12 protein-coding genes are annotated in these 12109 nt (G+C 59.6%); 7 read left to right on the top strand and 5 right to left on the bottom strand.

Annotated elements, in window-relative coordinates:
• Positions 1 to 1184, bottom strand: a 1184-nt coding sequence (gene bioA, locus VL547_RS17715) for an adenosylmethionine--8-amino-7-oxononanoate transaminase (RefSeq protein WP_325580340.1), incomplete at its 3' end; no start/stop codon positions are given.
• A 72-nt stretch (positions 1185 to 1256) separates the two neighbouring features.
• Between bioA and VL547_RS17710 the strand changes: the two genes are divergently transcribed.
• Positions 1257 to 1832 carry a sigma-70 family RNA polymerase sigma factor gene (locus tag VL547_RS17710; RefSeq protein ID WP_325580338.1) on the top strand — a complete coding sequence of 192 codons (576 nt, stop codon included), beginning with the start codon at positions 1257 to 1259 and terminating at the stop codon, positions 1830 to 1832.
• Positions 1833 to 1899: 67 nt separating this feature from the next.
• On the top strand, positions 1900 to 3312 hold the full coding sequence (locus VL547_RS17705) for a hypothetical protein (protein ID WP_325580336.1): 1413 nt from the start codon (positions 1900 to 1902) through the stop codon (positions 3310 to 3312).
• Positions 3313 to 3380: 68 nt separating this feature from the next.
• Here VL547_RS17705 and queG read toward each other — a convergent pair whose 3' ends face one another.
• A complete protein-coding gene (gene queG / locus VL547_RS17700; protein WP_325580334.1) occupies positions 3381 to 4307 on the bottom strand; it encodes a tRNA epoxyqueuosine(34) reductase QueG in 927 nt (308 codons plus the stop codon).
• Between the two features lie 163 nt (positions 4308 to 4470).
• On the opposite strand from queG, the gene clpB reads away from it, so the two are divergent.
• The gene (gene clpB / locus VL547_RS17695) at positions 4471 to 7068 is read left to right on the top strand and encodes an ATP-dependent chaperone ClpB (protein ID WP_325580332.1); all 2598 of its coding nucleotides are present in this window, start codon (positions 4471 to 4473) and stop codon (positions 7066 to 7068) included.
• Positions 7069 to 7214: 146 nt separating this feature from the next.
• Here clpB and VL547_RS17690 read toward each other — a convergent pair whose 3' ends face one another.
• Positions 7215 to 7652 carry a DoxX family protein gene (locus VL547_RS17690; protein WP_325580330.1) on the bottom strand — a complete coding sequence of 146 codons (438 nt, stop codon included), beginning with the start codon at positions 7650 to 7652 and terminating at the stop codon, positions 7215 to 7217.
• 92 nt (positions 7653 to 7744) lie between these two features.
• Here VL547_RS17690 and VL547_RS17685 point away from each other — a divergent pair, with 92 nt between their 5' ends.
• From VL547_RS17685 to VL547_RS17675, 3 genes are read left to right on the top strand one after another with little or no spacing between them, the layout of a single operon-like run.
• Positions 7745 to 8836 carry a hypothetical protein gene (locus VL547_RS17685; RefSeq protein WP_325580328.1) on the top strand — a complete coding sequence of 364 codons (1092 nt, stop codon included), beginning with the start codon at positions 7745 to 7747 and terminating at the stop codon, positions 8834 to 8836.
• Positions 8836 to 9315, top strand: a complete 480-nt coding sequence (locus VL547_RS17680; protein WP_325580326.1) for a nucleoside deaminase — start codon at positions 8836 to 8838, stop codon at positions 9313 to 9315. Before VL547_RS17685 ends, VL547_RS17680 begins: the two co-directional genes overlap by 1 nt.
• Positions 9316 to 9320: 5 nt before the next feature.
• The gene (locus VL547_RS17675; RefSeq protein WP_325580324.1) at positions 9321 to 10418 is read left to right on the top strand and encodes an acyltransferase; all 1098 of its coding nucleotides are present in this window, start codon (positions 9321 to 9323) and stop codon (positions 10416 to 10418) included.
• Here VL547_RS17675 and VL547_RS17670 read toward each other — a convergent pair.
• Positions 10403 to 10735, bottom strand: a complete 333-nt coding sequence (locus tag VL547_RS17670; protein WP_325580322.1) for a hypothetical protein — start codon at positions 10733 to 10735, stop codon at positions 10403 to 10405. The two genes, VL547_RS17675 and VL547_RS17670, sit on opposite strands and share 16 nt — an antisense overlap.
• A 12-nt stretch (positions 10736 to 10747) precedes the next feature.
• A complete protein-coding gene (locus tag VL547_RS17665) occupies positions 10748 to 11320 on the bottom strand; it encodes a sigma-70 family RNA polymerase sigma factor (protein ID WP_325580320.1) in 573 nt (190 codons plus the stop codon).
• Positions 11321 to 11343: 23 nt separating this feature from the next.
• On the opposite strand from VL547_RS17665, the gene VL547_RS17660 reads away from it, so the two are divergent.
• Positions 11344 to 12109, top strand: a 766-nt coding sequence (locus VL547_RS17660) for a C40 family peptidase (protein WP_325580318.1), incomplete at its 3' end; no start/stop codon positions are given.

Genomic DNA, 12109 nt, shown 5'->3' with positions numbered 1-12109 from the left:
ACATTGCTGCCCATGGGGCGGAGCATCACGCCCCGCTCGACGGCGTAGCGGGCCATCAACGGGCCGACGTTGTCGAGGTAGCCGCCGGCGCCGGTGTCGATGTCGAAGGCAAGGACGGTGCCGAGGACGCGGACGTCGGTGGCGGCCTTTTGCGCTTTCAGTCTTTCCGCAAAGGCTTGATGCTGGCGGTGTATCCTTGTTCGCCGGTCGGCGCAATCGGGGTCTTCGAGCAGGTCGAGGCTGGCGAGGGCGGCCGCGCAGGTGATCGGGTTGGCGGTAAAAGAGTGTCCGTGAAACAGGGTTTTGAGCTTGTCGTCGTCCACAAAGGCCTGGTAGATCGCGTCGGTGCAGGCCGTGGCGCCCAGCGCCATCGTGCCGCCGGTGATGCCTTTGCTGAGGCAGATGATGTCGGGCTTGTTCGTCGTGTATTCGGAGGCGAACAATTTTCCTGTACGCCCGAAACCGGTCATGACCTCGTCGGCGATACAAAGGATGCCTTCCTGGCGGCAGGTTTCTAACAGCTCGTCCAGGTGGGCGGGGTCGTACATCCGCATACCGCCTGCGCCTTGCAGCAGCGGCTCGTAGATAAAGGCGGCGGTTTCGGCGCCGTGGGTTCGGATCTGGGCTTTTATTTCCTCCAGGTTTCCGGCGGTCGGCGTGTCGATGAACACCACCTCGAAAAGGTAGTCCTTAAAAGCCAGCGTAAAAACACTCCGTTCGCTGACGCTCATCGCGCCAAAAGTGTCGCCGTGGTAGCTGTGGTGGAAGGCCAGCAGCTTGGGCCGGCGGGCGCCGCGGTTCCACCAGTACTGGATGGCCATCTTGAGGGCGACCTCGACGGCGGTGGAACCGTTGTCTGAATAGAACACGCGGCTGAAGGGGCCGGGCAACCGCGGGAGCAGCCGTTCCGCTAGCCGGACGGCGGGCTCGTGGGTATAACCCGCGAAGATGACGTGTTCCAGATGGAGCGCCTGGCGATATATCCGTTCGGCTATGTAAGGGTGTGCGTGCCCGTGTATATTGACCCACCAGCTGCTGGAGGCGTCGATATAGGATTTACCGTTCTCGTCGAAAAGCAGGGCACCCTCACCCCGGACGAGCGCCAGGGGCGGGGGCATGTCTTTCTGTCGGGTATAGGGGTGCCAGATGACCCGGAGGTCCCGGGCGGATAGCGATTCTGCCATGTTTGCAAAAGTATGACTTGGTGGAGTGCAACGTTCGGCGTTTTTTCGTTGTCAGGGGGATAGAACCCACACATGACCGATACGCGTAAGCTTGTCAAAGATTGCCTGGCCGGTGATCCCACGGCCCAGGGAGAGCTCTATGACCTCTTCTCGGGGCAGATGCTGGGCGTATGCTATCGGTACACCAAGTCGCAAGCGGACGCGGAAGACGTCCTCCAGGAAGGCTTTATCAACGTTTTCCGCCACCTGGACCGTTTCCGGTTCGAGGGTGAATTGGGGGCCTGGATACGCCGGATCATGGTCAATACAGCCCTGAACTACCTCAAAAAACACCGGCACTACCAACAGGAGCTGGCCTTCGAGGACGACGCGATGCATCCCGTGGTCGACGATCACCCAGAAGTCAGGCTGGGCGCCAAGGAGCTGGCCGACCTGATCCGCCAGCTACCGACGGGTTACCAGGCCATCCTGAACCTGCACGCGATCGAAGGTTATACGCACGTGGAAATCGGGAGGATGCTGGGCATACACGAGGGGACGTCCCGCTCGCAGTATGCCAGGGCCCGCGCCCTGCTGATCACCTGGATCAGGGCGGCATCCGATCACTATAGGGCGCCGGCGGCGCCCGGCCCGAAGGGCAATTATTAGCCGTATTTCGACGGCGACCCAAATTGAGCGCTAAGGCCGACGCCGAAATACACAAAACCTGAACAGTATGCCCGATAAGGATTTTGAACAACAGCTCCGCGATGGGCTCCACGACTGGCAAATGGCGCCGCCTCCCCCGGTCCGCGACGCGGTGCTGGAGGCGGTGCGCCGCCGTCGCCGCCGCCGCGGGTTGCTGTGGATACCCCTCGGGGTGGTGCTGCTCGGCGCGGCCCTGGGAGGGTATTATGCTTTCCGCAGGCATCCGGCGGAGCGCCCCGCGGCCATAAGGCAGGTGGGCTTGCCCGCCTCGACGGTGGCGACGCCGCCACAGCCGGCCGTTCCGGCGGCCGTCGCGCCTGCCGAGGTCCCGGTGGCGCGCCGGGCTGGGTCGGTGAACCCAACGGCCTCGCCGGCATGGGTCCCCGCGGTGCGCGGAGCGACACCGGCGCGCGAGGCTGTAACGCTGCGCAAAACAGGGGCGGATCGGCCCGCGGCTCCTGCCGCGTCCGAAGTGTCAGCGATCGCCGCGCCGGGGGCGCCCGACCTTTTGCCAAGCAACGCCCCCGTGGCCCTGACTCCCACGCCCTGGTCGCCAGCGGCGCTCGCCCACCAGCCCCTGGAGACCGGCGGCGCAAATAGTGGCGGCGATGTCAAAAATACCGGCGGCGTGAAGAATAGCGCGAAAAATACAGGCGGCGCGAAGCCCGCGGCGTGGTCGTTCCGGGTATATGCGGCCGGCGGCGCCTCGGGTCAAGGATCCTTCCTGTCGTTTGGCGCACCCGCGCAAAGTCAGCACGTCAATTTCATGGACGCAGGCGCTACCGGCAATAACGCGGGCGTGCCCGTCACCGGGGCGTCCGGGGCGACGGCCTCTACGGGGATGGACACGCTGGCGGGGCGGAGGGCGGGTTTTGGCTGGACCGTCGGGGTGTCAGCCAGCCGGCGGCTGTCCAGTCGTTTCCGGGCGGAAGCGGGTCTTGACTTTACGCAGGCGGAGACGCGGATCGGGCCCGTCAACGGTTATGGGCCTTATCTGGGATACACGGCCAGCAATCAATCTAACTATAACTATGGTGCGCCGCCATACACAACCCGGCTGACCTATATCAACAGCTACCGGCTGCTGAGCCTCCCGCTCGACGTCTCCTGGTCGGTGGCGCCGCGGACGCGCGCGCAGCCGTCGGTGTACCTGGGCGTGGCGCCGGCCTGGCTTTTTTCGGGGGACGCGCTGATGTATAACCCGAGCTATTCGGGATACGAGGTCGCCAAGTCGCTCTATCGGCACCTGCAGTTGTCGGGGGAGTTGGGTTTCAGCGCCACCATCCTCCGTTTCAAAGGGGGCGACGTCGGCGCCGGCCCCTTCCTGGAATATGGGTTTTCGAACCTTCAGAAGTTCGCGCCCGTGAGCGACCACCTGAATTTTGCCGGCGTCCGCCTCGACCTGTCGCTGGTGGGCAAGACATCAAGAAAAGCGCCATGAACACGATAAAGCTTGCACTTTGTTTGATGGCGGCGGCCCTGTCGATGCGGGCCGCCGCTGGTGGGCATCTACCCCCGTAAAAAATCGAGGTTCCGCCGGATACCCTTCCATTTGCTCCGCTTTATCGGAGACTCGCGGAAGACTTCCTTGAAGGCGTCCTCCGTAAGCACTTCCCATTCGGCCGTGGTAAAGTTGAGCACCTCGGGGAGCGGGGTGAAGCCGGGCTCCTTCGTGGGCCGGCTGAACCGGTTCCACGGACAGACGTCCTGGCAGGTGTCGCAACCGAACATCCAGTCCTGGAATTTCCCTTCCATGTCGGCCGGGATCAGCTGGTCCTTGAGCTCGATCGTAAAATAGGAGATGCACCGGCTGCCGTCCACCACCTTGTCCGGGAGGATGGCTTCGGTGGGACAGGCGTCGATACAACGGGTGCAGGTACCGCAATAGTCCTTAGCAAGGGGTGCGTCGGGCTCAAGGGAGAGATCGACGATCAGCGTGGCGATAAAGAAAAAAGAGCCTGCGCCGGGGTGGAGCAGGTTGCCGTTCTTCCCGATCCATCCGAGCCCGCTGCGCATGGCCCAGGCCCTTTCGAGCACCGGGGCGGAGTCGACGAACCCCCGCCCCGCGACCTCTCCGATGTCGTCGCGGATCCGTTGCTGGAAAACACGCAGTTTATCCCTGATGACTTCGTGGTAATCCTTGCCATAGGCATATTTCGCTATCTGGGGGGCGTCGGGCGACTGTTTTTCCCCGGGATAGTAGTTCAGCAGCAATGTGATCACCGACCGGGCGCCGGGCACCAGCCGGGTAGGGTCGATGCGGAGGTCGAAGTGGTTTTCCATGTATCCCATTTTCCCATGCATACCCTGGTGGAGCCATTGCTCCAACCGCCGGGCGTCGTCATCCAGGCGGACGGCCTGGGCGATGCCGCAGTAGTCGAAGCCGAGCTCGGCCGCATAGCCTTTTATCAGGCGGGTATAACGGGCGGTGTCCATGCGGCCCAAAGGTACGCACCGACACTGCCAGGCCTGCAATTATTGCAGAATTAGCCCTATTGATCTGAAATTCAGGCAGTTTCATCGAAGTAAAGTGCCAAATTTGCACAAAGCGGCGCTTTGGAACCCCTTTTGCTCCCATCCATTGGGAGAAAACGAAAATATGAACTTAAACAACTATACGATTAAAGCGCAGCAGGCTGTAGCTAACGCACAGCAGATTGCGTATAACCACCAAAACCCGGCCATCGAGACCGAACACCTGCTGGAGTCGCTCCTGGAAGAGGAAGACTCTCCCATCGAGTACCTCCTCAAGAAAAACAACGTAAACGTCAACTACGTCGGAAACAAGGTGGAAGAAGCCATCGGGAAGCTGCCTAAGGTCAGCGGTACCGAACCGGGCCAGCAATTGGGCCGGGACCTCAACGGCGCCTTGCTAAAGACGTCGGGATACCTGAAGGAGTTCGGGGACGAGTTCGTAACCCCGGAACACCTCCTCCTTGCCCTGTTGGACGGCAAGGACGCCACCGCCAACGTCCTGAAGGACGCGGGCCTCAATAAGAAAGACCTCGTCGCCGCCATCAAAGAGCTGCGAAAGGGGTCTACCGTCAATTCGCAGACACAGGATGGGGCGTTTAACGCCCTTCATAAATACGCCAAGGACCTCAACGAGCTGGCCCGCGCGGGTAAGCTGGACCCGGTCATCGGCCGGGACGAGGAAATCCGCCGGACCCTGCATATCCTCAGCCGGCGCACCAAGAACAACCCGATCCTCGTAGGGGAACCGGGTGTCGGTAAGACGGCGATCGCTGAAGGCATCGCCCACCGGATCGTCAACGGGGACGTGCCTGAGAACCTGAAGACCAAGACCATTTTTGCCCTCGACATGGGTCTGCTCATCGCCGGGGCCAAGTATAAGGGGGAATTTGAGGAAAGGTTAAAGGGCGTCGTCAAGGAAGTCAGCGAAAGCGAAGGCGAAGTCATCCTCTTCATCGACGAAATCCACACCCTCGTGGGTGCGGGTGGGGGAGAGGGCGCCATGGATGCCGCCAACATCCTCAAACCGGCCCTGGCAAGGGGGGAATTGAGGGCAGTAGGCGCCACGACCCTGAACGAGTACCAAAAATATTTTGAAAAAGACAAGGCCCTTGAGCGCCGTTTCCAAAAGGTGATGGTCGACGAGCCCTCCGAGGAGGATGCCATTTCGATCCTACGTGGCATCAAGGACCGTTATGAGACCCACCACCACGTCCGCATCAAGGACGAGGCCATCATCGCCGCGGTGGAATTGTCCTCCCGGTATATCACCGACCGCTTCTTGCCCGACAAGGCGATCGACCTGATCGACGAAAGCGCGGCCAAGCTGCGGTTGGAGATGAACTCCATGCCCGAAGCGCTGGACGAGCTCGTACGCAGGCTGCGCCAGCTCGAAATCGAGCGCGAAGCCATCCGTAGGGAAAAAGACGACGTCAAGCTGAAGGAGCTGTCGACCGAGATCGCCAACCTTTCCGTCGAGCGCGACACCCTGAAGGCCAAATGGACCCAGGAAAAGGAGCTCGTGGAAAAGGTGCAGTCGGCCAAGACCCAGATCGAGGCCTTGAAACAGGAGGCCGAAAGGGCCGAGCGCAACGGAGACCTCGGTAAGGTAGCCGAGATCCGTTACGGTAAGATACAGGAGCAGGAAAAGCTCATCAAGGAGTATTCCCAGCAGCTGGCCGATTCGGGTGAAAAGCGCCTCCTCAAGGAAGAAGTCGACGCCGAGGACATTGCCGAAAGCGTGGCCAAGGCGACGGGTATCCCGCTGTCCAAGATGCTCCAGGGTGAAAGGGAAAAATTGTTGCATCTTGAGGCCGAGCTGCACAAGCGCGTAGTCGGCCAGGATGAAGCCATCCAGGCCGTTGCCGACGCCATCCGGCGCAGTCGCGCGGGTCTGAGCGATCCGAGGAAGCCGATCGGCTCCTTTATTTTCCTGGGGACCACGGGCGTGGGTAAGACCGAGCTCGCCAAGGCGCTCGCTGATTATCTTTTCGACGACGAAAGCATGATGACCCGTATCGACATGAGCGAATACCAGGAGAAACACTCGGTGAGCCGTCTCGTGGGCGCGCCTCCCGGGTACGTCGGATACGATGAAGGCGGTCAGCTAACCGAGGCCGTCCGGCGTAAACCCTATTCGGTTGTCCTGCTGGATGAAATCGAAAAAGCGCACCCCGACGTGTTCAACGTCCTGTTACAGGTACTGGACGACGGCCGGCTGACCGACAACAAAGGCAGGGTCGTCAACTTCAAGAATACGATCATCATCATGACGTCGAACATGGGTAGCCAGATCATCCAGGAACACTTCGAGGACATGACCGAAAGCAACAAGGAAGACGTCCTCGACCGGACCAAAGACGAGGTGATGAATCTGCTGAGGCAGACCATCCGCCCCGAGTTCCTGAACCGGATCGATGAAGTGATATTGTTCGAACCCCTGATGAAGAAAGAGATCAAGGGTATCGTCCAGATACAATTGAATGGCCTCAGGAAGCTGGTGGCGGAGAACGGCATTACGCTCGACTTCACCGACTACGCGGTGGCCTATCTGGCCGACAACGGGTACGACATACAATTCGGCGCCCGCCCCCTGAAACGGCTGATCCAAAAGGAGATCGTCAACCAGCTCTCCCGAAAGATACTCGCCGGAGACATAGACAAGAGCCACCCGGTATTGGTAGACGTTTTCGACGGGGTCGTAGTATTCCGGAACGAGAAGTGATCACGGCGCTGCTATAAGCGCGCAAAAAAAATGGGCGACCCGTCCTGCCTCTTTTTCCCCCGCTTTGCGGTGCTCCGCAAAACGGGGGAAAAAGAGGCAGGACGGTTCGCCCATTTTTTTTAACATGCTTAGGGTCAAGCACGTAATTACAGCGCGTGCCGGCGGGCGTATTCCTGTATGGAGTAGGGTCCCGAGCCCACAATGGCGAAAAAAATCAACAAAACGAGCACCACGATCGAAAAACCGATCTCACCGGACTCCACGTTAAAGGCGGCGTGGGGCAAGTTGATAAAAAAGACCGCCCCGATCAGGATCGGGAGCTGGACCCAGCAGAAAAAACGGGTATACAGACCAATCAGGATAAAGAAGCCCCCCAGTAGGTGGGCGAAGGGTATCACGTGTGTCAGGAAAACGGAGCCCGCCTGGAAACGGCTGGCCGCTATAATGTCTTCCAGCTGGCGTATATGGCTGATAAAGGAAATGCCTTTGGCGATCAGCATACAGCCCAGGGCTACCCTGAGCAGGAAAAGGAAGGGGGGCGGCATCCGGTCGACCCACTCGCGGAAACGTTGCAGGACGCTCATAGTAGGTGTTTTAGGAATAGGGCAGCAAAAAGGGTACCTAGTTGGAAGAATCCATTATTTTTGGCCCCAAATCAGCATTTGACCCATTTTACATGCAAAACACACTACTACAGACATCTACCCGCCTGGCCCGGGTTATGGCCATCCTGGTCCTTACACCCATGATGATGGCGGCCTGTGGCCATAAGGGCGACGACAAGAAGGCTAAGACGGACAGTACCGGCAAGGATACGCAGACGACGGCCGTGGCTGACGCGCCCGCTCCTCCGCAGGTCGACCTGACGCCCGTCGACACGGCGGCCTACAATCGCAAATTGCTGTTTTTGGCGCACAACGATTCCTCCAGCAAATTCTTGGTGCATAGGGACTATCCCGTGCCCGGCGCCATTTTGCCGTTCAAGCGGATCGTAGCGTATTATGGGAACTTCTATTCGAAAAATATGGGTGTGCTCGGGCAATATCCCCCCGACGAGATGCTGGCCAAGCTGAAGGAAACCTGCAAGCAATGGGAAAAAGCGGACCCGGCAACCCCCGTCCAGCCCGCCCTGCATTATATCTGCGTCACCGCCCAGGGGGCGCCCGGCAAGGACGGCAAGTACCGCGCCCGGATGCCTTTTAAACAAATCGACTCGGCGCTGCACCTGGCCGCCCGGATCCACGCCATCGTTTTCCTGGATGTCCAGGTTGGGTTCTCCAACGTCCAGAGTGAAATACCCCTGTTGGAAAAGTACCTGTCGATGCCCAACGTACACCTGGGTATCGACCCCGAATTTTCCATGAAGACGGGCAAACGACCCGGTACGGTGATCGGCACCATGGACGCCGAGGACGTCAACTTCTGTTCGGAATACCTGGCCAGGCTGGTCAAGGCCAACCACCTCCCCCCCAAGATTTTTATCGTGCACCGCTTTACAAAGAACATGCTGACCAATGCCCAGAATATCCGGCTCCATCCCGAAGTACAATTCGTGCTGGACATGGACGGATGGGGCCCCGTCAGCCTGAAGACCGATAGCTACCGGATGTGGGTGGCGAACTACCCGGTCCAGTTCACCGGATTCAAGCTCTTTTACAAGAACGACGTGCGGAAGCCGAGAGGCGTGAACATGAAGGAGACGCAAATGATGACGCCCGCGCAGGTGCTGGCGCTCAAGCCGTCGCCGATCTATATCCAGTATCAATAATGACGGCTGACGACATCCGTCGGTACCTGGAGCGCGCGGTAGCGCTCGCCCGGGAGGGTATGACGGCTTCCAAAGGGGGGCCGTTCGGGTGTGTCGTCGTCAAAGACGGGCAGGTCCTGGCCGAAGGGTACAACCGCGTGACCTCCGACCAGGACCCCACGGCCCATGCCGAAATCGTGGCGATACGCGAAGCTTGTCGCCGGCTCGGGTCCTTCCAGCTCGAGGGGTGTACCCTGTTCGCTTCCTGCGAACCTTGCCCCATGTGCCTGGGCGCGATCTATTGGGCACGTCCGGCGGCGGTGTATTATGCGGGGACGAGGGACGACGCGGCGCGGGCGGGGTTCGACGACGCGTTTATCTACGAGGAGATCGACACGACGGGCGCGGAGCGGAGCATCCCTTTCGCGCACGTGCCGGTGCCGGAGGCAACGGCGGTTTTTAACGACTGGAAACGGCTTTCAGCGAAGCAATCCTATTGATCCATATGCCTGGCACCCGTCTGAAAGGGCTCGACAGCTTGCGCGCGATCGCCGCGCTGATGGTCTTTGTGGACCATATAGAATCCTTTAAAAGCATGGAAGGCCGGCCGACGCTTTTGACGGGGCCCCACGGGGAATTCCTGGGCAGCCTGGGCGTGACCATTTTTTTTGTATTGAGCGGATTCCTGATCACCTGGCTGCTCCTGGAAGAACGGGAGACGACGGGCCGGGTGCACGTCAAAGCCTTTTTCGTCCGGCGCATATTGCGCATCTGGCCGCTCTATTTCCTGATGGTTTTCTTTGCGTTTTGGGTGGCGCCCCACATCCAATGGATGCACATCCCGGGGTATGGCAGCTGGGAGCACTGGCTGCCCAATCTGCTCTTCTACCTGGGCATGATGCCCAACGTCGCGATCGTTTTGTACCCCTGGATCCCTTACGCCCTCGTGTTGTGGTCCGTGGGGGTAGAGGAGCAGTTTTACGCCGTCTGGCCTTTTCTGTGGAGGGGAAAATTACCCGCGCCCCGGGCGCTGGCCCTCATCGCGCTGACCGTAGTGGGCGCGCGGCTGTCATGCGTGGTCCTTATGTATACGGGGCCCGCGGCCACCCACGATTTTTTCTTTGGCGCCGCCGTCTGGCTGTATTGCTCCCGGGTCTCGTGTATGGCGATTGGCGCGCTGGGCGCTTACCTTTACCGGCGGGGTGAGGCGGCATGGATGCTACGGCGGCGAGCGCAATGGCTGGCCCTCCTATCCTTCGCTGTCTTGGCGGCGATCCAATGGATGCTGTGCAATTCCTGGGTAGAGCAGGTGATCCAGGAGGCCTTGTCGGTGGCGCTGGCGGTACTTATCGTCAATATGGCCTGCAACCCGCGGCCGTTGATCGGTCTGGACAACCGCTGGCTGGGCGCCATGGGTAAAATATCCTATGGCTTTTACGTGCTGCACTCGGTTTGTATCGCGGTTTTCCTGTCGTGGGTGGGTGCGGGGAGCTATTGGTTGTATCCTCTGTCGCTGGGTTTCTCGCTCCTGGTGGCTGCGTTGTCCTACCGGTATTTCGAACGCCCGTTCCTGCGGTGGAAGCGGGCTTATGAATGGGTATAGAGGTAGTACCCCAGGAAGATGAACAAAAGGATCACCAGCAAGGCGACGATCATCCATAGCTGGACGGTGGCGGACCGGCGGTTTTTTTTCCGGTTCCTTTGAGCGAGCTGTTTATGGAGGTGACTGCTCAACTGCCGGTCGATTTCCCGGAGGTCTTCCTTACCCTTCAGGGGTTCCAGCCCTTCCATAGCTTCCTTGAGGAAGTCTGATTGGGCAATTTCCGCTTCCAGACGACGCCTTTCCTCTTCCGGGAGGTTTCCCTCCAGGTAGTCCAGCCATTTTTGGGGATCGATGGGATGATTCTTTTCATTGTCCATACGTAAGACTTATCAGTATTGGTTCCTCATTTTGTCTATCGTCTTCTTGAGGTTTCGTTTGCCATTCTGTATGTGGGTTTTCACTTCCTTTATGCTATACCCCGTTGCCGCGGCCACCTCGTCGTACTTTTTCCGTTCGCCGCTGAGGTAAAACAGTCGGATGCAGGCACGCTGGGCCTCCGGCAGGGCCGCCATGGCTTCGTCGAAAAGGCGGTCCCTCCCTTCTTCGAAGGCTTCACGGAATTCCGGTGCGGCCTCCGGAACGTCGTTCTCTTTTACTTCCCGGCGCACGACGCGCCTATTGCGCAATACTATATTGCATTCGTTGCGGGCAATGGTAAAAAGCCAGGCATGGAAGTTCTCCACGCGGGTGCGGTCGATATGCTGGATGACGATCAGCTGGACCTGCTGCACGGTGTCCCGGGCCAGTGTCTTGTCGTTCAGCTGTTTTGCGCAAAAACCAAACAATAATAGACCATACCGGTCCAGGAGCGGCCCCAGCCATTGGTTATCCCCTGTCTGGTAGTACCGCTGGAGCAGGTCCTCATCGCTGACGTCGTTATACATTACTCGACGAATTTCCATAATTTCGGCGACAAACTCCCCCCATGGTCTATGCGATCTGTTGCGTGCCCGTCAGCCCCCTCCGTTTGGAGCCCGGACACCGCCACGAGCTGGTCACCGAGCTGCTGTTCGGGGAATGTTGTAAGGTCCTTGAGCAGGGACAGGACGGCTGGGTAAAGGTGACCTGCCGGTACGACGGATACGAAGGATGGTGCACGCTCAATCAATTGGCGGAGATCGATATGGACGATTACCTCCACGCCACCGGGGACCTTACTTCCGACTGGGTTTCGGAGATCACCTACAACGGCCATCCGATGCACATCCCCCTGGGGAGCAGCCTTACCGGCGTCCACAATGGCCGTGGCCACTGGCGGCGCAACGAGCTTCATTTTACCGGGAACGTTTGGGAAACCACCGGCCACAAGCCCGAGCCGAAGGCCATCCGGCACCAGGCGTTCCTTTTCCTGAATACCCCTTATCGCTGGGGCGGCCGGTCCGTCTTTGGGATCGACTGCAGCGGCTACACCCAGGCGGTCTATCGTTTTTTTGGCATATTCCTACCCCGTGATTCCTCCCAGCAGGCCCTGACGGGCGAGACCGTAGGATTTTTACAACAGGCCCACGCCGGCGACCTGGCGTTCTTCGATAACGCCGAGGGCCGGATAGTCCACGTAGGTATCCTGCTCTCCGATTCGGAGATCATCCATGCTTCCGGGAAAGTCCGCGTCGACCGCATCGACACCCAGGGGATATTGAATGTCGAGACGGGCGCGCGTACGCACCAGCTGCGGATCATAAAGCGGCCGT

The sequence above is a fragment of the Dinghuibacter sp. genome, from assembly GCF_035492835.1.
Taxonomy (GTDB): Bacteria; Bacteroidota; Bacteroidia; order Chitinophagales; family Chitinophagaceae; genus Dinghuibacter.
This window is presented reverse-complemented; position numbering and strand designations above follow the sequence as displayed.

Excerpts from the sequence above, each read along its gene's own strand:
- VL547_RS17705 (WP_325580336.1), top strand. The coding sequence starts at position 1,900 with ATGCCCGATAAGGATTTTGAACAACAGCTCCGCGATGGGCTCCACGAC.
- VL547_RS17710 (WP_325580338.1), top strand. The coding sequence starts at position 1,257 with ATGACCGATACGCGTAAGCTTGTCAAAGATTGCCTGGCCGGTGATCCC.
- clpB (WP_325580332.1), top strand. The coding sequence starts at position 4,471 with ATGAACTTAAACAACTATACGATTAAAGCGCAGCAGGCTGTAGCTAAC.
- VL547_RS17685 (WP_325580328.1), top strand. The coding sequence starts at position 7,745 with ATGCAAAACACACTACTACAGACATCTACCCGCCTGGCCCGGGTTATG.
- VL547_RS17675 (WP_325580324.1), top strand. The coding sequence starts at position 9,321 with ATGCCTGGCACCCGTCTGAAAGGGCTCGACAGCTTGCGCGCGATCGCC.
- VL547_RS17670 (WP_325580322.1), bottom strand. The coding sequence starts at position 10,735 with ATGGACAATGAAAAGAATCATCCCATCGATCCCCAAAAATGGCTGGAC.
- VL547_RS17690 (WP_325580330.1), bottom strand. The coding sequence starts at position 7,652 with ATGAGCGTCCTGCAACGTTTCCGCGAGTGGGTCGACCGGATGCCGCCC.
- VL547_RS17665 (WP_325580320.1), bottom strand. The coding sequence starts at position 11,320 with ATGGAAATTCGTCGAGTAATGTATAACGACGTCAGCGATGAGGACCTG.
- VL547_RS17680 (WP_325580326.1), top strand. The coding sequence starts at position 8,836 with ATGACGGCTGACGACATCCGTCGGTACCTGGAGCGCGCGGTAGCGCTC.
- queG (WP_325580334.1), bottom strand. The coding sequence starts at position 4,307 with ATGGACACCGCCCGTTATACCCGCCTGATAAAAGGCTATGCGGCCGAG.